Source organism: Desulfonatronum thiosulfatophilum (genome assembly GCF_900104215.1).
In the GTDB taxonomy this organism is placed as follows: Bacteria; Desulfobacterota; Desulfovibrionia; order Desulfovibrionales; family Desulfonatronaceae; genus Desulfonatronum; species Desulfonatronum thiosulfatophilum.
This window is the reverse complement of sequence record NZ_FMXO01000002.1, coordinates 158,092-181,982: the sequence shown is the minus strand read 5'-3', so window position 1 is coordinate 181,982 and position 23,891 is coordinate 158,092. Positions and strand designations below refer to the sequence as shown.

Sequence of the window (23,891 nt, the reverse complement as noted above, 5' to 3'; positions counted from 1 at the left end):
ATGGTGGGCGGAGAAAATCTCCGCCGCATCGGCCAGGTTGCAGGTTTGGACGAGGCCGGCCGGGGTTGCCTGGCCGGCCCTGTCGTGGCCGCGGCGGTGATCCTTCCGGAATCGTATTCATTGCCCGGTCTGACCGATTCCAAGAAGGTCCGCTCTGAACTGCGCGTGCTCTTGGCTAAAGCCATCCGCGAGCAGGCAGTGGCGTGGTCGGTGGGTGTTGCCTGGCCTCGGGAGATCGAGACCCTGAACATTCTTCGCGCCTCGTTGCGGGCCATGTGCCGGGCCGTGCTGGCCTTGAAGATTCGCCCGGACGCCTTGATCGTGGACGGTCCGCACAAAATTCCCCTCGATACTCCCCAGCAGGCAATCATCAAGGCGGATGAAACCATTCCCGCCGTCTCCGCCGCCTCTATTCTGGCAAAACCCTTTCGCGACAAGTTACTGACATCCCTGGATCGGCGTTACCCCGGCTATGATCTGGCCCGCCACAAGGGCTATGCCACGGCGCTGCACCTGGAGGCCTTGCGTCGACTCGGTCCTTCGCCCACGCACCGATTGACCTTCAAGGGCGTTCGCGTTGAGGAGACACACTGTTCACGCCAGGAGCGTCAGTGGCTGCCGGGCATCTGAAGTGCGGGCATGCCGGTGAGGATGCCGCGGTTCTCTTCCTCAAGGAATTGAATTACCAGATTCTGGAACGCAATTTTCGGTGCAAGTCCGGTGAGGTGGACGTGATCTGCCTGGACGGCGAAGTCCTCGTGTTTGTCGAGGTCCGCACTCGTGCCGCGCGATCCCTTTCCACGCCGGCACAGAGCGTGAATCAGGCCAAGATCGCCAAAGTGGCCCGGGCGGCAAGCTTTTTTCTCAGCCGACATGACTGGTGGGAAAAGCCGTGCCGTTTCGATCTGGTCGCGGTGGTGCATAATGCCCAGGGGCTCAGACTGGAGCACATTCCCGATGCCTTTTCCTTTCCCCCGACTGTGGGTCGTGGCCGTAACCCTTGGCAACCCTGGTGACTTCACGCCCAGGGCCAGACAGGTGTTGCAGGAAGCCGACTTGATTCTGGCCGAGGACACCCGGCGGGCCGGACTGTTTTTTCAACGCCACGACGTTGCGCAACGCGGGACGTTGCGCAGTTTTTTTGAGCATAATGAGAATGAGCGCATTCCCGCGGTCTTGAATGCTCTTGAGCAGGGCCGCAATGTGGCTTTGATCTCGGATGCCGGTACGCCGCTCATCGGTGATCCCGGGTATCGCTTGGTGCGGGCTTGCCGCAATGAGGGATACGTCGTCACACCCGTTCCGGGACCTTGCGCGCCGGTTGCCGCTTTGAGCGCTTCCGGTCTCCCTCCATCTCCGTTCTCGTTTCTGGGATTCCTGCCGAGACAAACCGGTGAGCAGAAGCGGTTGTTCCTGACATGGGCCGAAATGACGACCACGCTTGTTTTTTTCGAGCGCAATTCACGCTTGCCCGCGACGCTGGGCGTTGCTCTGGATTGTCTGGGTCCCCGGGAAATCTGTGTCGCTCGCGAATTGACCAAGGAACACGAGGAGTTTATTCTGGGCCGTTTGGAAACGCATCAGGACATGCGATGGGATCCTCGCGGGGAAGTGACGGTCATTATCGGCCCGCCGGAGTTTTCCGTGAAGACACTGGAAGAAGATATGGACCGAATGCTTTTGGAAGAAATGCACAGCGGCACGCCAAGAGATGTGGCTTCCAGAATCGCGGCCCGAACCCGCGGCTGGACCTCCAAAGAGGTCTATGCCCGGCTGATTTCCATCTCCAAAGCCAATCCCGGATCGAGAGGCACATGACATCTTCGGAGAAGAATCCTGCACTGAGCTTTCGGCTCATGCTGCGGACGTTTCTGCGCTGTTATCTCGTGGGAGCGAACTTCAATACCCGGGGCATGCAGAATGTCGGATTGGCCATGATCCTGGAACCGGGGCTGAAAGTGATCCATCCGGATGCCAAGGAACTGCAGAAAGCCCGACGGCGTTCCCTGCAACATTACAATACCCACCCCTTCTGGACGCCATTGCTGGCGGGGATTTTTTTGTCCCTGGAGCGGGATATCTCCCGCGGCATATTGCCGGCACCCATGCTGCAGCGCGTAAAGAACACGACGACCTACACACTCTCGGCACTTGGCGACTCTTTTTTTGGAGGAGGGGTCCTTGTCTTTTGGTCCCTTGTTCTGGTCATGCTCCTCGTAAACGGCTGGGTGGTATTGGCCTGGCTCTGGCTTGCGAGTTGTTTTTTGAGTTTGCAGGTATTCAAGGTGATGACGTTTATCGGCGGATTCCGTGATGGAATCGGTTTTTTGAGTCGACTCAAACGGTGGGACCTGATCAACTGGGGGCAGCGAATCAAGCTGCTCAACGCCGGACTTCTGGTTTTGATCTGGATGCAACTTTGGCCCGGGCTCGGCTCCGACTGGATGTGGGCTCCCTGGACCGGCGTCGTTGTGCTGGCCGCCATTTCGGCATTTTATTTACGTCTGTCTCGAAACTGGTTCCTCCTGGCCTTTGCCGGTTATTGGGCCGCATCGATCATTTGGTTCTGAATATTTCTTGAATAGGTTTTTTCCCGACCGCCAATCAGGTTGCGTGATGCATGGAAACTGTTGATTTTGTCAGTCGAAAGGTCTTTGTGGCCAACGAGCAGGGTTTGCATGCCCGCCCTGCTGCCCGCTTAGCCCGAGAGGCCCAGAAATACTCTTCTCGGATCACATTGCTCACCGCGGAACAGGAAGTGGATGCCAAAAGTATTCTTGATCTGCTGACATTGGCCCTTGGGCCCGGATGTGTCGTGGAACTGAAAGCTCAAGGCGAAGATGCTCAGGCTGCTTTGGAGCAGCTTGAGTTGCTGTTTGTGAATCGCTTTGAAGAGGAGCGCTAGTGGCAAGGCAAGTTCTCCAGGGGATTCCCGTTTCCACAGGCGTGGCTTTGGGGAAGGCCTTTTTTCTGAATCGCGGCAGATCCCGCAATATTCCGCGCCATAACATTCCGGATCGCGACGTGTCGTCCGAGATCCAACGAGTTGAGCAGGCCTTTGCGCAGGCGCTGGCCGAACTCGAGGACATCCAGTTGCGGGTTCCCGCCGAACTTCTGGAGCATGCCCGGATCATCGACTCGCACATCATGATGCTCCAGGATCCGAAACTGTTGGAGTCCTCCAAGGACTACATCCAAAGGATGCATCTCAACGCGGAATGGGGACTGGAGAAGGCGGTCGCGGACATTGAAGCGGTTTTTCACAGCATCGAGGATTCTTATATTCGCGAGCGGATTCAGGACGTACGCCTCGTGGCCGGCAGGGTTCAGCAGCATCTGCTCGGCGAATCCGGCAACAACCTGCATTCCATCACCACCAGGATCATCCTGCTGGCCCATGATCTGAGTCCCGCTGATACGGTAGAACTGGAAGTGGGCAAGATCATGGCTTTTGCCACGGTCACCGGCGGCAAGACCTCCCATACCGGCATTCTGGCCCGGGCCATGCAAATCCCAGCCATCGTGGGCGTCGCCGATCTCGAGGAAACCATTCGTGACGGCGAGGTCATCATCATTGACGGGTTGCAGGGGCGGATCATCATCGATCCGGATGAGGAAGAACTGGCCGGTTTCACGGACCTGAAATACCAGTTCGAACAATATCAGGCCGGCATCAACCGTTCCAGCCACCTGCCCGCGGAAACCATCGACGGCTACCGGGTCAAAGTATTTGCCAACATCGAGCTTCTGGAAGAGGTCTCCTCGGTGCTGGGCAACGGCGGCGAAGGGGTCGGCTTGTACCGCACCGAGTATTCCTACCTGAACCGGGTCAAATTGCCCGACGAGGAACAGTTGCTGGAGGAATACCAGGATCTGGCCTCGATCATGTTTCCGGGCAAGGTCGTGCTGCGCACCCTGGATGTGGGGGCGGACAAGTTCATGCACCACTTTGGCGGCCTGGATGAAGCCAATCCGGCCCTGGGTTTGCGGGGCGTGCGTTTCTGCCTGCACCATGCGGATCTGTTTCGCGTGCAGTTGCGAGCCATTCTGCGGGCCAGCCTGCACGAGAATATCTCGCTGATGTTCCCCATGGTTTCCGGGCTGGGCGAACTTCGCCAGATCAAGGCCGTTTTCAACAGCGTGCAAATGGAGTTGAAAAAGCAAGGGCTGAAGTACAATCCGGAGATGCCCGTGGGGATGATGATCGAACTGCCTTCGGCCATGATCACCGCGGATATTCTGGCCACGGAAGTGGACTTCTTCAGCATCGGCACCAATGATCTGATCCAGTACAGTCTGGGCATCGACCGGACCAATTCGTACGTCTCGTATCTTTACCAGCCGCTGCACCCGGCCCTGGTGCGGATGATCAAGTATGTCGTGGATGCCGGCCACCGGGCCGGCATCGAAGTGAGCATCTGCGGGGAAATGGCCGCGGATCCGTACTGCATTCCCGTGCTGATGGGCATGCATGTGGACTGCCTGAGCATGAATCCCCAGGCCATGCCCGTAATCAAGCATATTGTGCGACAGGCTACCATGGAAGAATGCAAGACCCTGCTCAAGGAAGTCCTGGCCAGCAAGACCGTGGGCCGGAACAACAAGCTGGTCAAAGACAGCATTTTCCGCCGCCATCCCAATGAACTGATGTTTTACTCCTCCCTGCTGGATGAGGGATATTGATGAAACCGGAAGGAACCCGCCTGATCGCCTCCAATAAAAAGGCGCGGCATGAATACGAGATCCTGGACACCCTGGAAGCCGGTTTGGCGCTGATGGGGTCGGAAGTGAAGTCGCTGCGGGACGGGAAGGTCAGCTTTAAGGACGGGTATGTTCGATTTACAAGCGGAGAAGCCGTTCTGGTGGGAGTGCACATCGCCCCCTATGCCCATGCGGTGCACACCGGCCATGAGCCGGAAAGACCTCGTAAGCTCCTCCTGCATCGCCACCAGATCGATGCCTGGAGCGCCAAGATCGGTCAGAAAGGCCTGACCGTGGTCCCCCTGAAGATGTACTGGAAGGCTGGCAGGGCCAAGATCGAGATCGGTCTGGCAAAGGGCAAGAAATATCATGACAAGCGCGAAGATCTCAAAAGCCGCGCCATTGAACGCGACTTGGCTCGGGAGAGATGAGGGCAGCCAGTTCCAGCTCCCGGCGACTGCCTCAATCTCGATCCCGACTTCCGGATCCGCTTCTAAGTGTATTCTCAAAAAATCTGAAATCTGAAATCTGAAATCTCAAATCTCAAATCCGCCAACTCCTCCCCCTCAATGCCTTCCTCCAGCCTGACAACCAGTCAACGCACCGTTCTCCAGGGCATCTTTCCAGGAGACGACTATCTGGACACGCCGGAAGCCGCCTGTATTTACGGCACGGATGCCAGTCGCAGGTTTTCTTTGCCCTGGGCCGTGGTGCGTCCACGAACCGTGGATCAGGTGCGGGAATTGATGGCTTGGGCGCATCGTGAGGAGGTTCCTCTGTTTCCCCGTGCTCGGGGAACCAACGTGGTGGGTGGTTGCGTCCCCCAGGGCGGGGGGGTGGTGGTTTCCTGTCTGGCCATGAACCGGACCCTGGAGATTCAGGAGGAGGATTTCACGGCGGAGGTCGAGCCCGGATTGATCACCGCCGCTTTCCAGGCGGACCTGCAAGCCCGCGGTTTGTATTACCCTCCTGATCCGGCCAGCGTCCGTTTCTCCACCCTTGGCGGCAATGTGTCCACCTGCGCCGGCGGAATGCGTGCTCTGAAATACGGTGTGACCAGGGATTATGTCCTGGGCATTGAGGCCGTGCTCCCCGGCGGGGAGATGATCCATACCGGCTCCAGAACCCACAAGAACGTGGTCGGCTTGGACCTGACCCGACTGCTGGTGGGATCGGCCGGTACCCTGGCTTTTTTCACCAAGCTGACGCTCAAGCTGTTGCCGCTGCCTCCGGCCCAGGCGACGTTGATGGCTGGATTCAAATCCCTGGCTGATGCCCTGGCTGCCGCTCAGGCGGTGTTTCAGGCCGGAATCGTACCCGTGGCCATGGAATTGATGCCGGTGGATGTTCTGGACTGCGTCGCGAAAATCGCAACGCCGCCCTGGAGCGATTCAACCAAGGCGGTACTGCTGCTCAAGTGCGACGGACGCCCGGAAGGTTTGCGGGAAGAACTGCGTCTGGTGCGCCTGGCCTTGGAAAGCAAGAGCCCGCAATTTATCGAAGTGGGCAGGGATGGGGATGCGGAGGAACGTCTTTGGGAGTTTCGGCGGTTGATCAACCCGGCTTCGTTTCGACTGGGCAAGGACAAGATCAGCGAGGACGTCACCCTGCCGCGGAGCAAGGTCGTCGAAGGCATCCTGGGCATCCGCGAGATCGGACGCAGCCACGGCCTGCCTATTTTGACCTTCGGGCATCTTGGAGACGGCAATATCCACACCAATATCATGTTCGACGCGGAGCTCGAAGAGCAACGCCGTCATGCGGACCTTGCCCGGGATGAAGTTTTGAATCTCGTACTTCGTCTTGGCGGAGTCCTGTCCGGAGAGCATGGCCTGGGACTGACCAAACGAAGTTATCTCGAACGTCAGGTCGGCCCGGTGGAACGCGGATTGTTCGCCTTGATCAAAAGGGCGTTCGATCCCAAGGGGATCATGAATCCGGGGAAGGCGTATTGAGCTGCTTCAGGTCGTTGTGAGGGATGTATTACGGGGGGATTTTTTTCGATTTGGATTTCGATTGCGATTTCGATTTCGATTTTGATGATGATTGATATAATGCCTGGGGATGGCGTTGGAGATGGATAGGGACCGGGATTGCATTCTTTGCGGAAAATGCCTGGAGGCGTGTCCGCTGTTCAAGGCGACCGGACGGGAGGAATTGAGTCCTCGCGGAAAGTCGTTTCTGATCCAGGAAGCGCTGGAAGAGCGGAACCTGGGCAATCCCGCCGCGGCCCGCAAGCTGTTGGGGCTGTGCCTGGGCTGTGGAAGGTGTGCCGATGTTTGTCCACAGGGGCGAAATCTACCTGAAACATTGCGGCGGATCAAAGCCGGGCATCCTGGGTGGCAGGCCTGGGTCTGGCGAGCCTGGATCAACAATGCCAAACATGTTTGGCCGTGGCTGGGCGGATGTGCGAAACTGCTTCCCGGCCGGTCGACCGCCGGCTCCCTGCCTTCGGTGGTGCACGCTCTGGCCTCTCGTCCACAGATGGAAATGTTCCGGAGAAGTGCGGGAGATGGTTTCTTGCCGAGTCCCGCGGTTCTTTTTCCAGGCTGCATGGCCCGCTATGCCAAACCTTGGTGGATTCAGGCCGCGGGACGGATCATGGGCTCGGCGGGACAGGGGCTGGAGGATTTTCCGGATTGGAATTGTTGCGGTTTTACCCTGGGTCAGGCAGGATTATCGGGTTTGCGGTCAGATGCGTGCGTTAAAAATGTAGAGCTGTGGCGCAACTTGGGTCGCCCGTTGCTGCTGACCATCTGCGCCACGTGCACCACGGCATTGCGGAATTACGAAAAAAAAGCCGATTTGTTCTCGGATGAAGACGAACGGCGGACCTGGGCCAAGGCCGTGCAGCCATTGAGCCGTTACCTGAATCCGCACGATTTTCGTCCGCTGACGGACGCTTGTTTGACGTATCATCGACCATGCCACGCTCCAAATCCAGATCCGGATGAAGCCTTTTTGCGGGATCTTTTCGGGCCTCGTTTCATCGCCGGTGCACAGGGCGCCTGTTGCGGCATGGGAGGAGTGATGCGGCTCAGTGCTCCGGAGCTGTCCACTCAGGTTGCAACGCAGTGCTGGGACGCTTTGCAGCCTCAGGCCTTGGGGCACGTGGTTTCCGGCTGCAGCGGATGCGTCCTGCAACTCTCGGCAACGGCGCCGCCGAAAACGGATGTGTCCCACTGGTTGGAGCTTATGCGCATGTGAAGCCTCGCAACGCTTAGATGTCGATTTCATGAAATACATGAACCGAAATACGGAAATGCCTTTGCGATCCAGCCTGGCATGAATCAGGGAGAATACATGTTTCAATTTATCATTAAAAAAGTCATTGGTTCAAAAAACGAACGGTACATAAAAAAGCTCAATCCATTGGTGACCAAGATCAATGGCCATGAAGAGCAGATGCGGGCGCTGCGCGACGACGACTTTCCGGTCAAGATCCGGGAATGGAAAGAACAGGTGGCCAATGGGCGGTTGCTGGACGACCTTTTGCCGGAGACGTTCGCCCTGGTCCGTGAAGCCTCCTGGCGGGCTCTTCAGATGCGCCACTTCGACGCCCAGTTGATCGGCGGAGTTGTTCTCCACCATGGCAAGATTGCCGAAATGAAGACTGGTGAAGGAAAGACGCTGGCCGCGACCTTGCCGGTGGTGCTCAATGCCCTGGCCGGCAAAGGCGTCCATGTGGTCACGGTGAACGACTACCTGGCCCGACGCGACTCGGAATGGATGGGGCAGATTTATCGCTTTCTCGGTCTTGATGTAGGTGTCATCCTGCACGGATTGACCGACCCGGAACGACAGGCATCTTACAATGCCGACGTTACCTACGGGACCAACAACGAGTTCGGCTTCGACTATCTCCGCGACAACATGAAATTCCACATTCAGCATCTGGTGCAGCGGGACCTGTTCTTTGCCATTGTGGACGAAGTGGACTCCATACTGATCGACGAGGCGCGGACCCCGCTGATCATTTCCGGACCGGCCGAGGATTCCACCGGCCTGTACGTGCAGATCAACGCCCTGATCCCCAAGCTGCAAAAGGAGCGGGATTTCACGGTGGACGAGAAAGTGCGCGCCATTCTGCTCACGGAAGAAGGCGTGGGGCGATGTGAGGAATTGCTCGGTCTGGAAAATCTTTACGATCCCAAGAATATCCGTTTTCAGCACCATATTTTGCAGGCGCTCAAGGCCCATCATATTTTCAAACGCGACGTGGATTACATTGTCAATGAAGGGCAGGTGGTCATTGTCGATGAGTTCACAGGACGGACAATGCCTGGACGCCGGTACAGCGACGGCCTGCACCAGGCTTTGGAAGCCAAGGAGTTCGTCAAGATTCAGGCCGAAAACCAGACCTTGGCTTCCATCACCTTTCAGAACTATTTCCGGATGTACGACAAGCTGGCAGGCATGACCGGCACCGCGGATACGGAAGCCGTGGAGTTCAAGGAAATCTACAACCTGGACGTATCCGCCGTTCCCACCCACAGACCCATGGTCCGGGAAGATCACCCGGACATGATCTACAAGAGCCAGGACGACAAATACAAGGCCATCGCCCAGGATATTCACGACCTGCACGTCAAAGGGCAGCCGGTGCTTGTCGGGACCGTGTCCATCGAGAAATCGGAAATTGTCTCCAAGCTGCTCAAGCGCCACGACGTGCCGCACTCCGTGCTCAACGCCAAAAATCACGAGAAGGAGGCAGAGATCGTGGCCTCAGCCGGCCACCGCGGCCAGGTGACCATTGCCACGAACATGGCCGGCCGCGGCACGGACATCGTGCTCGGCGAGGGCGTGGTTGATCTTGGCGGTCTGCATATTATCGGCACGGAGCGCCACGAAAGCCGGCGCATCGACAACCAATTACGCGGCCGCAGCGGCCGGCAGGGCGATCCGGGCAGTTCACGGTTCTACCTGGCGCTGGACGACGATCTGTTGCGCTTGTTCGGCTCGGACAAGATTGCCGGACTGATGGGCAGGCTGGGACTCGAGGAAGGCGAGGCCATCGAAAACCGCATGGTTTCCAGGGCCATCGAGAACGCGCAGCGCAAGGTGGAAGCGCACAACTTCGAAATCCGCAAACAGCTTCTGGACTTCGACAACGTGATGAACCAGCAGCGCGAAGTCATTTACACCCAGCGCCGGGAGATCATGGCCAACAAGGAACTCGAAGAAATGGTCGAGGCCTTTGTGGAAGATCTGGTCGAAGACATCTACACGCCCCTCAAGAGCAAGGAACCGGACGAAGAGGCCCGACAGGAAGTCCGCGGCCGGCTGGGAGAGGTGTTCGGTTTGGGACGGGTCCATCCCCTGCCGGACGACAAGCTTCCGAACGAGGATGGGGCCGTGGAGCAGGTCAATGCCGTCCTGGAGCGCCTCAAGGCGGATGCCGGGCATCATTATCAGGAAATTCTCCGATACTTCCTGCTGGACAGCCTGGACCGGGACTGGAAGGAGCATCTGCTGAACATGGACGGCCTGCGCGAGGGCATCGGGCTGCGCGGTTACGGGCAGAAGGATCCCAAGCAGGAATACAAGCGCGAAGGGTTTGAGCTGTTTCAGACCATGCTGCACCTGATCAAGGAACACACCCTGCGCAATCTCTGCCATCTCAAGCTGAACATCGTCCGGGAGGAGCAGTTCCAGCACGAGGAAAAACCGCAACGGCTGCAATACTCCGGAGCCGAAAAAGAGGCCGCCCCCGCCAAACAGCCGGTGCGCCGGGATCAACCCAAGGTCGGCCGCAACGATCCCTGCCCCTGCGGCAGCGGTCGGAAGCATAAAAAATGTTGCGGTGCCGCAGGGTAGAAAGGAAACGTATAATCAGCTCATCCGAGAAAAACCGAGTGGTACCCGCCCTTCACGGGTATGACTGATTCGGAGACGGCATCGAAAACAAGTCATTCCCGCGTAGGCGGGAATCCAGGTCGGAATGAAGCGAATCCCCAGAATGTGCTGAAAGATTACAAAGGAAAAGGAGACTGGATGGGTTATGATAGTCCCATCTTGTTCACTTTGCGTAATAAAAAAGGGTGCCTTCACAGGCACCCTTTTTTTATGGGATCAGATGTCCATCATTTGTCACACCACATCAGCTGCGCAGGATTGTTTCGAGCTCCTTGATCAGGTTGTCCTGCCCGGGTTCATCGGTCACCAGTCGAATCTGATCCGGAACGGATGCTCCGAGTCCGATCTCGGCGGCGCGGGCGATCTGTTCTTGCTGAAAAACCGGGATGTTCATGATGCCGGGTGTCGAGCCCAAGTGCTTGAGAATGCTCACGCCCACCGCATCAATGGCCACCGGATCTCGTGAGCAGAGGGTCGTTCCGGCATCGACGCGCTGCCCGGTAGCCGGACCGCCGCTGGTGAACGCTTCCACCCCGTCGATGATGAACAGATCCGGACGGTAGGCCAGGTTGATTTCGGCGATCATCTTGCGCATGTCGGGGGATCCGTGCAGTTCGCGCATATAGGTGGTGCCTTCCCTGGGGATGATGCCTACGGCCAGTTTGAGGGCCATGGTGAAGACGCCGTTGAACTGATGCGTCTTCAAGCATCCGACGGCAATGATGTGATCCACGTCGTAGAGCACCTTGGGGACGAGAAAGCCGTCTTTCCAGTGCAGCCGATCATCCTGAAAATGGACCAGCTCATCCTCTTTCAAAAGGTCGAAATTGACGATCCGGACGCCCTTTTCCTCGGCAAGTTCAAAGATCCCCTTTTCCCGCATCACTTCCTGGGTTACCGGCGGCCCGCTCCGTTCGCCGATAATCACTTCCCGAGCCCCTCGCTCCCAAATTTCGTCAATCAAAGTCGCCAGCGTGTCGTTATGAGTGGACCCCGGCGCAGGATCAGCCGTATTGAAATTCGGCTTGATCAGGACTTTCTTTCCAGTCAGGTCCGGCGGGGGAGTCAGCCGGAGCGCCCGGCGAACCGCTTCCTTGCGGTCCATGGTCCTGATTACTCCTACCTCTGAGCTTTCCTCGGCAAAAAGCCTTTCCCCAGACAGCAGAGGCGACAATTTCCATCCGACCGCCAAAATGGTTGCTTTGGCCAAAAAGCTACGTCTGGTAAATCTTGAAAATCTGTTCCAGGTTTTTCTCAACACCAATCCACCTCCAGATTGAAGATAATTCTTTCCACGGACTGTAAGATGGTTGAAGCCGTCGTCAATCGCAACCGCTGGAAGATGCCTGAATCGGCTTTAAGAGATGATGGACCTGAATGAAAAGGGATACCTTTTGGTCAATCGGTAACTATTCAAAATATTCTAATCGTATACAGTGATTGGTCTCACTTGCCTTGATTTGCGGTCTCGCATGTTTGACTGAGCCAGGATTCGTTCATCGAACTATTGTCCGGCACTTAAAGCACCAAATCCTGTTTATTCATGCAATGATTCGATGCTACGAAGCCGGCGAAGAAGTTAGCGAGGCCACAAAACCAAGGCAAGCCGGGCCTCCGCTGACAACTCTACATTGAGTTGTCCAGGAACACGGGACTTGACGGAGTTTGGTTAACCCAGGCAGTTACAAAAAAAACTTGGTTGTTGACCGATGGTGATCAAATTTCTCTGCAACAGTGAATAAAACAGCACATTCGAAACAAAAGCAGGGATGCGATAAGTTGCAAACGGAGATGCCGTTTAGATTAATAACCGTAAAACTTAGACCATCCTTAGCATGACCTAAAACAGCATATTGCCACAAGACCCTGAATTACAGGCATATCGAAAACATTGGATCATTCTATATAAAAAGCCCAATTACTTTTCATTTATAACATTCATCTCTCTTTGGAGCCGTCCGTGTTCAAGCCAAAAATCCCCAATGTCGATTTCGATTTTGTTCCTGCATTTGATCTCCAGAATATTTTCGATAACGCACCCATAGGCATTTTCACCTCCACCCCCGAAGGGCGGTTACTCTCTATCAACCCGGCCATGGCTGATATGTTTGGCTATGATTCACCAGAAGAGATGATCGTATCAGTCACGAACATCAGTGAGCAGCTTTATGCTGATCCAGATGACCGCAAGGAATTAATCCGGAGGTTGGAAGAGAACGGCGAGGTGACCAACTATGAATGTCGAATGCTCCGGCGTGACGGCAGCGTGGTCTGGTTTTCCAGAAATGTCCGTGTAATCAAAGGAGAAGGTGGACGTATCGTAGCATTTCAAGGCTTCACTACTGATATCTCCGAACGCAAACTTGCGGAACAAAGAGAGCAAAAAAATGAAGATCGATTTCGGTTGATGTTCATGAACGCCCCCATGCCCTACCAGTCGCTGGACGAACAGGGAAACTTTCTGGAGGTGAATCAAACATTTCTTGATGTGCTGGGATATTCGCGAGATGAATTGATTGGCAGAAATTTCGGCGATTTTCTTCATCCGGACTGGAAAGATCATTTCAAGGAAAACTTTCCTCGGTTCAAGGCTGTTGGTGAAGTTCTCGGAGTTGAATTCGAGATGATCAAGAAGGATGGTTCAACCATTCTCGTCTACTTCACCGGCAAGATCCAACGTGATGACCTGGGTAGATTTGAAAGAACGCATTGTATTTTTCAGGACATCACTGGACGCAGACAAATTGAGCAAGCTTTGCGTGAAAGTGAGCAGAGTTTTCGAACCCTCATTGAAGGGTCGCCGGATATTATACTACGTTTTGATCGCATGGGCAGGCATTTATTTGCTTCTCCAAACATCGAATCTGTGACAGGTATGCCTTCGGCGGAGTTTATCGGTAAGACACACAAGGAACTCGGTTTTGACGAACAAATGTGCGCTTACTGGGAGGAAAAGCTTAGACAAGTTTTTGATCATGGGGAGGAAATTGAAACAGATTTCGAATATAATTTCGGGGATCGTAAAATCATCTTCAACTGGCGCCTCATTCCCGAACGGAAAGGTAAAGCTATTCACACCGTTCTCTCCATCAGTCGAGACATTACCAGAACCAAGCTGGCCGAGGAGGCCCTGCAAGAAAGCGAAGAGAAATACCATTCCCTGTTTAATTCCATGACGGAATTAGTGGTGATTCACCAAATGGTTTTTGATGAGCATGGTGAAGCAATGAATTACAAGATAATTAACTGCAATCCTGCCTTTACCGCGATAACCGGCATACAGCGTGAAGATGCCCTGGGCGGACTCGCGACGGACGTATATCGGACGGAAACCGCGCCCTACCTCAGCGAGTACACAAGGGTGGTTTTGGAAGGCGATCCATGCCGCTTCAATACATATTATGAGCCTATGGAGAAACACTTTGAAATAAAAGCGGTCAACCTGGAGAATAATTTCTTTGCCACCATTGCGAGCGATGTCACAAATCAAAAAATGGCCGAACAGGAAATCAGGGAAAAATCTTCACTGCTTGAGGGCGTGTTGGACAATATTCCGGACATCATGAGCGTCAAGCGTCCTGACTTGAGCGTGGTGCGTTACAACAAGGCAGGCTATTCACTATTGAACATGAATCAGAAACAGGTTCGCGGTAAAAAATGTTTCGAACTTATAGGCCGTAAAATGCCGTGTCAGCCATGCACGACTCTGGAGGCAATACATACTAAAAAGATTGCTGCCCTGGAGACATATTCTCCTGAAATGAACATGCATCTGAGCTGTCGAGCCAATCCGATCCTCAACGAAGACGGTGAGGTCGAATATACGGTGGAATTGCTGCAGGACATTACCAACCAAAAGCGTGCTGAAGAGGCCCTGCTTGTAGCCAAGAAGCAGGCCGAGGCGGCCAGCAAGTCCAAGTCCGAGTTTTTGGCCAATATGAGCCATGAAATCCGTACGCCCATCAACGGCATCATGGGCATGATGCAGTTATTGGACACCACCGTCCTGGATGAGGATCAACAACAATATGTCCATTTGGCCAAAATCTCCGCCGAGCGCCTGAACAGCCTGTTGTCCGACATCCTGGATCTATCCAGAGTTGAGGCCGGGATGTTGGAACTCCATGAGTCCGAGTTCAGCATGACTGAACTGCAAGAATCAATCATCGGTCTCTTCAGCGTCACAGCCAAAGAAAAAGGCTTGGCTCTGGAGTGCTTAATGGACCCGGCTCTTCCGCAACGGGTGATCGGAGATGCAGCCCGGTTGCGACAAATACTGTTCAACCTTGTTGGCAATTCCTTGAAGTACAGCGACAGCGGAACGGTTACCGTGGAAATGGAGCCGATTAAGTCTTGGCAAGAGGGGGCCTGCAGGGTTCTTTTCTCCGTAACCGACACGGGCATCGGCATCCCCGAAGACAGAGTGGGCGACCTGTTCAAGCCGTTCGTGCAGGTGGAAGGCTCGTACACTCGAAAATACCAGGGCGCGGGACTCGGGCTGGCCATTGTAAAGCGACTTGTTGACCTTATGGATGGGCGTCTGTGCATCGAAAGCCTGGAGGGCCAAGGAACCAAATTCCATATCGCTTTTTACTTCAAATTACCTTTTGCAAAAGATCCGAGTCGGTCCATTGAGGCGTCGTCTCCGTCTTCGAGATTATGCTTGAGTATCCTTTTAGTCGAAGATGAACCGTCGAATTCCTTTCCAACCCGTAAACTGCTTGAAAAACTCGGCCACAAGGTAACTCTTGCCGAGAACGGCAAACAGGCCCTGGATTTTATCGCGACGCATGACTTCGACTTTATTCTGATGGACATTCAGATGCCGGTGATGAACGGCATCGAAGCCACCATGTTCATTCGCTCATCCACCGATCTCGGTCCCAAAAAAGATATCCCCATTATCGCCCTGACAGCCTATGCCATGACAGGTGACCGGGAAAATTTTCGCAAGGCCGGGATGAACAATTATTTGGCCAAGCCAGTCATGAAGGATGATTTGGAGAGAATGCTGGAGTGGGTTGCTGTTCAATCTTTGGGATTGAAGCCTGTAGGCCCGAAATCTCCTGTTTAATGCGGTTAAGTTCACCAGTCGGGGCGGAGAGATTGTCATTTCTGCCCAACAGGAAGAGCAGGTTGTCGCCATGACGATTCAGGATAACGGCATCGGAATGAATCAAAGCATGTTGTCCGCCATTTTTTCCCTGAAGAAAGAGAATCGACAATTGGGCACGGAAGGCGAAAAAGGAATTGGTTTGGGGCTGGTCCTGTGCAAGCAGTTCATTGAGCAGCATGGTGGGCAAATCTGGGTCGAAAGTACACCGGGGCTAGGCACGGCAGTGTCCTTTACATTGCCTGTCGGCAATGGATAGCAATGACAAAATCTTTCGCATTCCCTATCATAAAAACTATCCTCGCCGCGAAAGTCAGCTTTCACTGAGCGTGTAGTGGCGGATGTGTTCATCCTTGGTGTCCGGCAATGGAGCAGGCTTTCCCGCTTAGCGGCCGACAGGATGGAACGGCGCGGCAAACACAGTTCGCACACCTTTAGGCGTAACGGTCATCATTCGTAACCAACTCATCTTCCATTGCACAGGAGGCCATATGGCCCAAAAGCAAACCTCGGAAGTACCTCCCGCTCAAGCAGACTTTCCTGACGCCAAAGACATCCTGGACCACGCACCTGTCGGCATCTTCAAGACAACACCGGAGGGACGTTTTCTCTATGCCAATCGGGCCTTTGCGGAGATGCTCGGATATGCAGCACCGCAGGACCTGATGAACTCGGTCCAGGACATTGCCGCTGAATTGCTTGCTGATCCCAAGTACGGCCTTTCTCTCTCCAACCTGTTGGCGGCTGAAGGAATAGTCAGAAACTTTGAAAGCGAGCATATTCGGAAGGACGGCACCCGTTTCTGGGCATTGATGAACATTCGAACGGTCTATGCGGAAGACGGGAGCGTTTCGCATTATCAAGGCTTTGTTAACGACGACACCGCTCGCAAAAATGCCGAGCACGCCCAAAAAAAATGTGAAAAGCAATACCGCCTGATGTTCCTGAACGCTCCAATGCCGTATCAGGCGCTGGACGAACAGGGAAACTTTTTGGAGGTGAATCAAACTTTTCTTGATGTGCTGGGATATTCGCGAGATGAATTGGTTGGCAAAAATTTCGGTGATTTTCTTCATCCGGACTGGAAAGATCATTTCAGAGAAAACTTTCCTCGATTCAAGGCTGTTGGTGAAGTCCTCGGCGTTGAATTCGAGATGATCAAGAAGGATGGCTCAACTATCCTCATTTTTCTTAATGGCAAAATCCAACATGACGAACATGGACGGTTCCTGAGAACACATTGCATTTTTCAGGACGTGACCAAGCAGAAGCAGGCCGAAAATGATTTGCGGGTGAGCGAGGAACGGTTCAGATTAAGCATGGATGCCACAAGTGATGGGGTGTGGGATTGGGATATTCAAACCGGTCAAGTCTACTATAGTCCGGGGTATGCCAGAATTCTCGGATATGATTCCACTGATATTCCTACACATGTGAATTCATGGCTCGATCTGATCCACTCCGAAGACAGGGAGGAAGCCTTTAAAAGAAACTTAGATTGCATTGAAAACCGTATTGAGTCCTTTGCCGTCGAATTTCGCATGCGATCCAGGGATGGAGCATGGAAATGGATTTTGGGACGTGGCCGTGCGGCGTCCAGGGATGCATCAGGTCGGGCAACTCGCATGATAGGCACCCATCAGGATATCACCGAACGCAAGCGAGCCGAAAAAGAAATCCGACGTATCAAGACCATGCTGGAGCGGGCCGGGAGCATGGCCTTGTTCGGCGGTTGGAGCGTGGATGTCGCGGAAGGAAGGCTTTATGTCAGCGGCCAAGCCGCTGAGATATACAGAGTGGAGCCGGGTGAAACCCTTACTCTGGAAGAGGCCATCGAACGATATGTGCCGGAGTGGCGGGAAGCCGTAGGGGAGGCTTTTACCAAATGCGTGAAGGAAGGCCTGCCTTTTGATATGGAAGTGGAAATCATCAACAAGAGAGACAACCGCATCTGGATCCGCAAGTCCGGCGAGGCAATCCGCAATGAATCCGGCGAGATCATCCGTCTTGAAGGCGCCATGCAGGACATCACGGACCGGGTCCAGGACAAGGAGGCTCTGGTTCGGAACAATCAGCAGCTGCAAAAGGCTTTGGACGAAAAGGACAAGTTCTTCTCCATCATTGCCCACGACCTGAAAAGCCCCCTGGCCGGCTTCATGGCCTTGACCAAAATGCTGACGGAGGAGTTCACCACTCTGCCTTTGAAGGATCTGCGGCAGATGATCTATGAACTGGCGCAGGCCACGGAGACCATGTTCAATCTGCTGAAAAATCTGCTGGAATGGTCACTGATGCAGCGGGGGCTGCTGACCTACAATCCCGTGATCTGCCTGCTGGCGGATCCGATTGAACACATTGTCGAGCTGTTCCAGACCACCGCGGGAAACAAGAACGTCGTCCTGCAGAGCGAGCTGGACCAGAACCTTCTTGTTTGCGCGGACATGCAGATGCTCAATACCATTATCCGCAACCTGATCTCCAATGCCATCAAGTTCAGCATGAGCGGCGGAACCATCTTCATTTCCGCTGTCAGGGACAAGGACATGGCGGTTGTCACCGTCCAGGACAACGGAGTCGGCATGGACGAGGAACACCTGTCCAATCTGTTCATTTTGACCCGGAAAAAATCCTTACGGGGCACGCAAGGCGAGCTGGGCACTGGCCTGGGACTCCTGCTGTGCAAGGATTTCGTCGCAAAGCACGGCGGTCGAATCTGGGTGGAAAGCCAACCCGGCAAGGGAAGCACGTTCTCCTTCGCGCTGCCGCTTGCGGACGGGTAAGAGCTACGTTCTGCCGGCGAAGGAAACAAACAGGGTCCCGACCCAGAGGCCGAACAGCGCTCCCCCGGCCAGGGTCAGAACCGCCGCTTCGGGCAGGGAAAGACTTGTGGCCAGGATGTAAAACCCCATGTACACGGCGATGAACAATCGGCGCTGACCTGTTTCATCTCCCGGATCGTGCTCCGGGACCGGGTGCAGCGCAGGTTTGGCCATAAAATGGAACAGATCAACAAGGGCATCCAGCGCGAAGGTTCCTTCTACTTGTTTACCTTGCGCATTGTCCCTATCTTTCCGTTTTGGATGATCAACCTGGTTATGGGACAGACCCGGCTGCGGCTGCGCGGAACTTTTTCTGAGTCTCCAGGCGGGCATGCTGCCCGGCAACACTCGTCTATGTGAACGCGGGCCGGGACTGGGCCGGATCGAGTCCATGCGCGACACTCTCTCGCCGAGGCTGATTCTTTCCTTCGTCTTGTTTGGCCTTTTTCCCCTGGTCAGCAATAAGATCATGGCTGGTACCGGGCACGTCAGAACAAGCCCACGGTCGTGGAGTAGAAGGATTGCAGCCCATTGTGCAGGCGGATGCTCATTAATTCCGTAAAAATTATCATCCAGCCACCAAAGCTTGGTCTCAAATTCTGTCCGAGCTTTCCATTTGAATGGCCAAAGACTAATCCAGACATTCCAAATGAAGCATGGAGCCGGTATGAAAAGCATGTTCATCAAAAGCCGACACGCCAAGGTCGGTGCCGCGCCGGGCACACTGGTCCACGTGGGCGAACAAAGGACGGACATGACCACGGTGCGGGTTATGGCCTATGATGCTGCTGAAGTTAAGTCCTCCGCGCTCCTCCACATCACCGAAAACATTCCCTTGCCCCCGGAAAAAGGAGTCTTGTGGATCAATGTCGACGGCCTGCACCAGATAGAGGTGATCAAAAAACTGGGCCACCATTTCGACGTGCCCGCTTTGGTTCTGGAAGATGTTCTGAACACGGACCACCGTCCTAAACTGGAGATCCACGATGATTTCCTGTTCATCGTCGTCAAGATGCTGGTGCGTGAACCAGTCAGCAGCTCTTTCCGTACCGAACAGCTCAGCTTGATCCTCGGGGATACCTTCCTGTTGTCCTTCCAGGAATTGGACGGAGACGTCTTTGACCCGGTGCGCACGCGCATCAACGACAGCAAAGGGCGCATCCGCGCCAGCGGACCTGACTATCTCGCCTACGCTCTGTTGGACGCAGTGGTGGACAATTATTTTATGGTTTTGGAAAACATCAGTACGGAACTGGAAACCCTGGAGGAATCTCTGCTCACCGATCCATCCCCGAGCGATTTGCAACGCTTCTATCGCTTGCGGCGAGAAGCGATTCTGCTGCGTCGGGTCATCTGGCCGGTGCGCGAAGCGCTTGCCGGATTGATGCGCGATGAGTCCGCTCGGATCAATCCGGAAACCCGCGTGTTTTTTCGTGATATTCATGACCACGCCGTCCAGGCCATGGACATTGTGGAGAGCCTTCGAGACCTGGCATCCAGCCTTCTGGAGCTGCATCTGTCCCGGAACAGCCAGCGAATGAACGAAACCATCAAGGTCCTCACGCTGATCGCGACCATCTTCATTCCACTGACCTTCATTGCCGGTGTTTACGGCATGAATTTTGATGTCATGCCTGAATTGCACTGGACCTGGGGCTATCCCCTGATTTTGCTGTTCATGCTCGGGGTGGCCGTATTGATGCTCTTCTATTTCAAGCGCAAAAAATGGCTGTAGCCCTTCCAGGCGTGTCGTCTTGGGAGTTGAAAAAAAATGAAACACTTTTTTCGCATTGACGAGGCTGGAAGAAAAGAACCTTGATTGTGAACCGCCCGCTTCGCTTAAGGCGCCGAGAACGCAAAGAAGAAAGAATTTGTGGCTCCTGCTGGAAAAATGCAGCCGCCACAAGGCTTCACGCCTGACGGCATTATTATCCCGACAGGGATTGAGAAACTTTTGGAAAGCAGCTCTTTCCCTGCTTTCCAAAATCTTTTCTTGGCGTCCTGAGCGAAGCGAGCGGTTCCCCATTTCTAATTTACTTGCCCCCAATGAATCCAGTGATCGAGTAAATGGTATATCGGTTACTACATGATCCCTTAGCCAACTCTTTTCCATATTATCAAGGATGATGCATGACCATGAAGCTGTCCCCGAAAGTCGCGGAAATTCTTCGCAAGTCCCAGGATTTTGAGGAGCTTGATCAGGAGGAAATCGTTTTCCTGCTGCGACTGGACCTGTGTTCCGCGGAAACCTACGCCGTGATGCATGCGGCCAATGCTCTTTCCCGGGCCACGTTCGGAACCAAGGGCGAGCGGCATTTGCATATCGGGCTGAACGTGGAGCCCTGCCGGTTCGACTGTCTGTTCTGCTCCCTGACCCGCACGGCCGGCATCTTCACCGAAGCCGTGGAGTTCAGCATCGAGCAGGTCCTGGAGTGGGCGCGCAACGGGCAGAGCAAGGGCGCGGACGGCATGAACATCATGACCACCGGCTTCTATCCCTTTGAAAAGCTTCTTGACATGGGCCGACTGCTGCGCCGGGAAGTCCGCGTGCCCCTGGTGGCCAACACCAGGGACATCAGCCACAAGGAGGGCGAGGCTCTACTGGAAGCCGGTTTCGTGGGCTGCTATCACGCCATCCGTCTGGGGGAGGGAAGGGACACGCCGTTCTCTCCGGAAAAGCGCAGGCAGACCATCCAGGTATTCAAGGACGTGGGGTTGCTGTGGATGAACTGCATCGAGCCCGTGGGGCCGGAGCACAGCCATGAGGAAATCGCTGGCCTGATGCTTCTGGCCCGCCGGATGGGGGCCACCTATTCCGGGGTGATGCGCCGGATCAATTTTCCAGGCTCGCCCATGGAGCAGCACGGGATGATCACCGAGAGGGAAATGGCCCGCATGGTCGCCGTCAGCCGGCTGGTGATGGGCAACGTGCCCCGCGCTCATTGCACCCATGAACCCCATACAGCCTCGCTGATGGCCGGCGCCAACCTCTTTTTTCCCGAGGTCGGCTCCAGCCCCCGGGACCTGCAAGCCGATTCGGCCAAGGGCCGCGGCTCCGACCTGGACGCCTGCGCCGCAATCCTGCGGGAAATGAACCTGGACCCGCTGCTGCCCTCGAACTGCTTCACCGCCGCGCCGCATGCCTTTTCCGACAAACCCGCCGGGTGCGGCGGACAGGTCGCGGAATAAGCCCCGCGCGGTTGCCCATGTCCAAACATTCGCTTCTCCTGACGATGCTTATCACCTGCACGGCACTGTTCTGCTCCGCCTCACCCGCGTCGGCCCAGCCTTGGCGGGTCGGCACCTGGAAAACCGCCCAGACCTACCAGCCGTACTTCTACGAACAATTCTCGGAAGGACAGGAGGTGCGCGTCTTTCCCTTTACCAATCCGGCGGATCAGAAGGCGGCCCTGCTGGCCGGCAGCCTGGACATGACCGGCACGACCCTGGCCCATGCCATTGCCTCGGCCTCCCGGGGCGAGCCCATAGTGATCGTGGCCGCGCTGTGCAACAAGAGTTCGGCTCTGGTTGTCGGAAAGGATTCGTCGGTTCAGGAAGTGAGGGACCTCAAGGGCTTGCGCATTGGCTATGTGCCTGGAACCATGCATGAGATTCTGCTTCGGGAAGTTCTGGCGCGCAACGGCCTGGATTCGCGCCGGGACGTTTCCCTGGTCCGGGTGGATTTTTTCGACATGGGCCTGGCTCTGGCCCGGAACGACATCGACGCCTTCCTGTCCGGCGAACCCTTTCCATCCCTGGCCGTGCATCAGGGCTATGGACGAATCCTGGCTCATCCCTATTTCGACGATTCCATCGGCCCCATCAACGCCGCAATGATCGTTGCCCGCAGGACCGTGGAGCAGCGTCCCGACCTCGTTCAGCGAATGGTCGACGTCCACGTCAGGGCCACGAAGCATCTCCTGGACAATGAGGAAGAGTGGCTGCAGGCGGCTGCCGACTTCGGGACCCCCCTGGAAGTGCTGCGCCTCGCCGCGGAGAACATCGAGCTGGCTTGGGAAATGAATGAAACCTTCATCCGTCAGGTCGCGGCCCTGGGCCGACGGATGCTGGAACTGGGGCTTATCGAGCGGGAGCCGGACTACGACCGGCTGATTGATCCGCGTTTTGTGGCTCGGTTTGCCGCGGAGTAGGACTCCGGGCCATGTCGCAACCGCCTCTATTCATCCCAGGAAGGACACCCTGTAGAGACAAGGCATGCCTTGTCTCTACTTCATCCAGCAAGGCCGGATTCTTCTGAATTTCATCCAGGACAACCCAATCATCATCACGCAACTCCCCGGTCATTGCTTCAAGGCGATGCGGATCTTTGGACAATTCCAAATGCAAGGATGCGTCCAGCAGGTCAAGGTGAAGCGCATTGTCGAACACCTGCTTGAGCCAGGTAGTCTTCCCGGCGCCTCTCGGGCCGAAAAGAAAAAAAAGAGTGGTCAGGACGTTTGAGCAATCTGGGAGTGACTCAGAATTTTCCATGCCTCATGCATTTCTCCATCAATAATGTAAAATTCCAATGCAAAGTTACATTTCCATGGAAAATGCATGAAGGGCTGGGCAAGGCAACTTGTTGCTTGGCGGAGCCAGAATCAAAAGCTTTATGCCTTCATTATGCTTGCATCTTTTCACTTTGTTGCTATCGTTTATCCATGAACAGCAAGCATCGAAAGACGCTTGAGGCGATTCGCGCCGACCCCGTCAATGGGAACATAGACTGGTCACGCATCGAGGCCTTGTTGGCGGCACTTGGGTGTCGGATCGTCGAAGGCGCGGGCTCTTCGGTTACTTTCGAGCGCGAAGGTCACAGGGCCACTTTTCATCGTCCCCATCCGGGCAGGGAAGCGTTGCGCTATCGCATCAAGGCCGTCCGGGAATACCTTGATCGTTTGGAGGTGGAATCATGATGAACGTCATGACGTATCGCGGCTACACGGCAAGCATGGACTTTGACCCTGAGGACAAAATCATTGTTGGCAGGGTTCTTGATATTTCTGATATTATTACCTTTCATGCGGAATCGGTGGGAGAATTTGAATCCATTTTTCATTCTGCCATCGATGATTACCTGGTCGCTTGCGAGCAGCTTGGCAGCTTACCGGAAAAACCGGCCAGCGGCCGACTCATGCTGCGAATCGCGCCCATGGTTCATGCCGCGGCATTGAAAGCCGCCGCCCGAAGCGGAACCAGCCTGAACAAATGGGCCGAACATGTTCTGCATTCAGCAAGCCGATCGGGGCGGGCATAACAAGTCCGTAGGTAACGAACCTTGGAAGTATAACGCGAGGAATCATTAACTCGCAGCTACTCAATAAATTGAGGCAAGCATGGGCTGGATGCCCTCCTTCGCAGGCATGACGTGATTGGGAAAAGCTTTCTCACTGAAGTCATTC

The 23,891-nt window shown here is 55.0% G+C and carries 22 protein-coding genes; 19 read left to right on the top strand and 3 right to left on the bottom strand.

Features of this window, described 5'->3' with window-relative positions; genetic code table 11:
• From BLP93_RS02300 to secA, 10 genes are all read left to right on the top strand, one after another.
• The gene (locus BLP93_RS02300; protein WP_092116797.1) at nt 1–630 is read left to right on the top strand and encodes a ribonuclease HII; all 630 of its coding nucleotides are present in this window, start codon (nt 1–3) and stop codon (nt 628–630) included.
• Complete coding sequence (locus BLP93_RS02295) at nt 612–1,016, top strand: YraN family protein (protein WP_161946169.1); 405 nt, start codon at nt 612–614, stop codon at nt 1,014–1,016. The genes BLP93_RS02300 and BLP93_RS02295 overlap by 19 nt, the downstream gene beginning before the upstream one ends.
• Nucleotides 958–1,818: a 16S rRNA (cytidine(1402)-2'-O)-methyltransferase gene (rsmI, locus tag BLP93_RS02290; protein WP_092116793.1), complete on the top strand. Its 861-nt coding sequence runs from the start codon at nt 958–960 to the stop codon at nt 1,816–1,818. Before BLP93_RS02295 ends, rsmI begins: the two co-directional genes overlap by 59 nt.
• On the top strand, nt 1,815–2,570 hold the full coding sequence (locus BLP93_RS02285) for a PTS system mannose/fructose/sorbose family transporter subunit IID (protein WP_092116791.1): 756 nt from the start codon (nt 1,815–1,817) through the stop codon (nt 2,568–2,570). The genes rsmI and BLP93_RS02285 overlap by 4 nt, the downstream gene beginning before the upstream one ends.
• A gap of 50 nt (nt 2,571–2,620) precedes the next feature.
• Nucleotides 2,621–2,905 (top strand): HPr family phosphocarrier protein, encoded by a 285-nt coding sequence (locus tag BLP93_RS02280; protein ID WP_092116789.1) that lies wholly within the window; start codon nt 2,621–2,623, stop codon nt 2,903–2,905.
• Nucleotides 2,905–4,683, top strand: a complete 1,779-nt coding sequence (ptsP, locus tag BLP93_RS02275) for a phosphoenolpyruvate--protein phosphotransferase (protein WP_092116787.1) — start codon at nt 2,905–2,907, stop codon at nt 4,681–4,683. Before BLP93_RS02280 ends, ptsP begins: the two co-directional genes overlap by 1 nt.
• Nucleotides 4,683–5,132, top strand: coding sequence for an SsrA-binding protein SmpB (gene smpB, locus BLP93_RS02270; protein ID WP_092116785.1), 450 nt, complete (start codon nt 4,683–4,685; stop codon nt 5,130–5,132). The genes ptsP and smpB overlap by 1 nt, the downstream gene beginning before the upstream one ends.
• 138 nt (nt 5,133–5,270) lie before the next feature.
• The gene (locus BLP93_RS02265; RefSeq protein WP_092116783.1) at nt 5,271–6,656 is read left to right on the top strand and encodes an FAD-binding oxidoreductase; all 1,386 of its coding nucleotides are present in this window, start codon (nt 5,271–5,273) and stop codon (nt 6,654–6,656) included.
• Nucleotides 6,657–6,777: 121 nt separating this feature from the next.
• Nucleotides 6,778–7,908 carry a (Fe-S)-binding protein gene (locus BLP93_RS02260; RefSeq protein ID WP_161946168.1) on the top strand — a complete coding sequence of 377 codons (1,131 nt, stop codon included), beginning with the start codon at nt 6,778–6,780 and terminating at the stop codon, nt 7,906–7,908.
• 96 nt (nt 7,909–8,004) lie between these two features.
• Entirely contained in the window at nt 8,005–10,518 is a 2,514-nt protein-coding gene (gene secA / locus BLP93_RS02255) for a preprotein translocase subunit SecA (RefSeq protein WP_092116978.1), read from the top strand.
• Nucleotides 10,519–10,801: 283 nt separating this feature from the next.
• Here the strand turns inward: secA and BLP93_RS02250 are convergent, their stop codons facing one another.
• Nucleotides 10,802–11,662 (bottom strand): DUF362 domain-containing protein, encoded by an 861-nt coding sequence (locus tag BLP93_RS02250; protein WP_092116779.1) that lies wholly within the window; start codon nt 11,660–11,662, stop codon nt 10,802–10,804.
• Nucleotides 11,663–12,517: 855 nt separating this feature from the next.
• On the opposite strand from BLP93_RS02250, the gene BLP93_RS02245 reads away from it, so the two are divergent.
• The 3 genes from BLP93_RS02245 to BLP93_RS02235 all read left to right on the top strand — a co-directional run bounded on the left by BLP93_RS02245 (nt 12,518) and on the right by BLP93_RS02235 (nt 18,450).
• Nucleotides 12,518–15,631: a PAS domain S-box protein gene (locus BLP93_RS02245; protein WP_139162892.1), complete on the top strand. Its 3,114-nt coding sequence runs from the start codon at nt 12,518–12,520 to the stop codon at nt 15,629–15,631.
• Nucleotides 15,624–15,929, top strand: coding sequence for a sensor histidine kinase (locus tag BLP93_RS02240; RefSeq protein ID WP_092116775.1), 306 nt, complete (start codon nt 15,624–15,626; stop codon nt 15,927–15,929). The genes BLP93_RS02245 and BLP93_RS02240 overlap by 8 nt, the downstream gene beginning before the upstream one ends.
• A 232-nt stretch (nt 15,930–16,161) precedes the next feature.
• Nucleotides 16,162–18,450, top strand: coding sequence for a PAS domain-containing sensor histidine kinase (locus BLP93_RS02235; protein ID WP_092116773.1), 2,289 nt, complete (start codon nt 16,162–16,164; stop codon nt 18,448–18,450).
• A gap of 3 nt (nt 18,451–18,453) precedes the next feature.
• On the opposite strand, the gene BLP93_RS17515 is transcribed toward BLP93_RS02235, so the two are convergent.
• Complete coding sequence (locus BLP93_RS17515) at nt 18,454–18,663, bottom strand: TVP38/TMEM64 family protein (protein WP_208596546.1); 210 nt, start codon at nt 18,661–18,663, stop codon at nt 18,454–18,456.
• Between the two features lie 3 nt (nt 18,664–18,666).
• Between BLP93_RS17515 and BLP93_RS17645 the strand changes: the two genes are divergently transcribed.
• From BLP93_RS17645 to BLP93_RS02215, 4 genes are all read left to right on the top strand, one after another.
• Nucleotides 18,667–18,849 (top strand): TVP38/TMEM64 family protein, encoded by a 183-nt coding sequence (locus BLP93_RS17645; RefSeq protein ID WP_425248210.1) that lies wholly within the window; start codon nt 18,667–18,669, stop codon nt 18,847–18,849.
• Between the two features lie 307 nt (nt 18,850–19,156).
• A complete protein-coding gene (gene corA, locus BLP93_RS02225; RefSeq protein ID WP_092116769.1) occupies nt 19,157–20,224 on the top strand; it encodes a magnesium/cobalt transporter CorA in 1,068 nt (355 codons plus the stop codon).
• Between the two features lie 395 nt (nt 20,225–20,619).
• Nucleotides 20,620–21,678 carry a biotin synthase BioB gene (locus BLP93_RS02220; protein ID WP_208596545.1) on the top strand — a complete coding sequence of 353 codons (1,059 nt, stop codon included), beginning with the start codon at nt 20,620–20,622 and terminating at the stop codon, nt 21,676–21,678.
• A gap of 17 nt (nt 21,679–21,695) precedes the next feature.
• Nucleotides 21,696–22,640, top strand: a complete 945-nt coding sequence (locus BLP93_RS02215; protein WP_092116767.1) for an ABC transporter substrate-binding protein — start codon at nt 21,696–21,698, stop codon at nt 22,638–22,640.
• On the opposite strand, the gene BLP93_RS17640 is transcribed toward BLP93_RS02215, so the two are convergent.
• Nucleotides 22,570–22,980 (bottom strand): AAA family ATPase, encoded by a 411-nt coding sequence (locus tag BLP93_RS17640; protein WP_092116764.1) that lies wholly within the window; start codon nt 22,978–22,980, stop codon nt 22,570–22,572. The two genes, BLP93_RS02215 and BLP93_RS17640, sit on opposite strands and share 71 nt — an antisense overlap.
• A 170-nt stretch (nt 22,981–23,150) precedes the next feature.
• Here BLP93_RS17640 and BLP93_RS02205 point away from each other — a divergent pair, with 170 nt between their 5' ends.
• Nucleotides 23,151–23,405, top strand: a complete 255-nt coding sequence (locus BLP93_RS02205) for a type II toxin-antitoxin system HicA family toxin (protein ID WP_092116762.1) — start codon at nt 23,151–23,153, stop codon at nt 23,403–23,405.
• Nucleotides 23,402–23,746 (top strand): type II toxin-antitoxin system HicB family antitoxin, encoded by a 345-nt coding sequence (locus BLP93_RS02200; protein ID WP_244148619.1) that lies wholly within the window; start codon nt 23,402–23,404, stop codon nt 23,744–23,746. Before BLP93_RS02205 ends, BLP93_RS02200 begins: the two co-directional genes overlap by 4 nt.
• The last annotated feature ends 145 nt before the right edge of the window (nt 23,747–23,891 follow it).

What these genes read in the sequence shown, in the direction of transcription:
- BLP93_RS02300 (WP_092116797.1), top strand. Translation starts at nt 1, where the DNA reads ATGGTGGGCGGAGAAAATCTCCGCCGCATCGGCCAGGTTGCAGGTTTG.
- rsmI (WP_092116793.1), top strand. Translation starts at nt 958, where the DNA reads ATGCCTTTTCCTTTCCCCCGACTGTGGGTCGTGGCCGTAACCCTTGGC.
- BLP93_RS02285 (WP_092116791.1), top strand. Translation starts at nt 1,815, where the DNA reads ATGACATCTTCGGAGAAGAATCCTGCACTGAGCTTTCGGCTCATGCTG.
- BLP93_RS02280 (WP_092116789.1), top strand. Translation starts at nt 2,621, where the DNA reads ATGGAAACTGTTGATTTTGTCAGTCGAAAGGTCTTTGTGGCCAACGAG.
- smpB (WP_092116785.1), top strand. Translation starts at nt 4,683, where the DNA reads ATGAAACCGGAAGGAACCCGCCTGATCGCCTCCAATAAAAAGGCGCGG.
- BLP93_RS02265 (WP_092116783.1), top strand. Translation starts at nt 5,271, where the DNA reads ATGCCTTCCTCCAGCCTGACAACCAGTCAACGCACCGTTCTCCAGGGC.
- BLP93_RS02260 (WP_161946168.1), top strand. Translation starts at nt 6,778, where the DNA reads ATGGATAGGGACCGGGATTGCATTCTTTGCGGAAAATGCCTGGAGGCG.
- secA (WP_092116978.1), top strand. Translation starts at nt 8,005, where the DNA reads ATGTTTCAATTTATCATTAAAAAAGTCATTGGTTCAAAAAACGAACGG.
- BLP93_RS02250 (WP_092116779.1), bottom strand. Translation starts at nt 11,662, where the DNA reads ATGGACCGCAAGGAAGCGGTTCGCCGGGCGCTCCGGCTGACTCCCCCG.
- BLP93_RS02235 (WP_092116773.1), top strand. Translation starts at nt 16,162, where the DNA reads ATGGCCCAAAAGCAAACCTCGGAAGTACCTCCCGCTCAAGCAGACTTT.
- BLP93_RS17515 (WP_208596546.1), bottom strand. Translation starts at nt 18,663, where the DNA reads ATGGCCAAACCTGCGCTGCACCCGGTCCCGGAGCACGATCCGGGAGAT.
- BLP93_RS17645 (WP_425248210.1), top strand. Translation starts at nt 18,667, where the DNA reads ATGGAACAGATCAACAAGGGCATCCAGCGCGAAGGTTCCTTCTACTTG.
- corA (WP_092116769.1), top strand. Translation starts at nt 19,157, where the DNA reads ATGAAAAGCATGTTCATCAAAAGCCGACACGCCAAGGTCGGTGCCGCG.
- BLP93_RS02220 (WP_208596545.1), top strand. Translation starts at nt 20,620, where the DNA reads ATGACCATGAAGCTGTCCCCGAAAGTCGCGGAAATTCTTCGCAAGTCC.
- BLP93_RS02215 (WP_092116767.1), top strand. Translation starts at nt 21,696, where the DNA reads ATGTCCAAACATTCGCTTCTCCTGACGATGCTTATCACCTGCACGGCA.
- BLP93_RS17640 (WP_092116764.1), bottom strand. Translation starts at nt 22,980, where the DNA reads ATGGAAAATTCTGAGTCACTCCCAGATTGCTCAAACGTCCTGACCACT.
- BLP93_RS02205 (WP_092116762.1), top strand. Translation starts at nt 23,151, where the DNA reads ATGAACAGCAAGCATCGAAAGACGCTTGAGGCGATTCGCGCCGACCCC.
- BLP93_RS02200 (WP_244148619.1), top strand. Translation starts at nt 23,402, where the DNA reads ATGATGAACGTCATGACGTATCGCGGCTACACGGCAAGCATGGACTTT.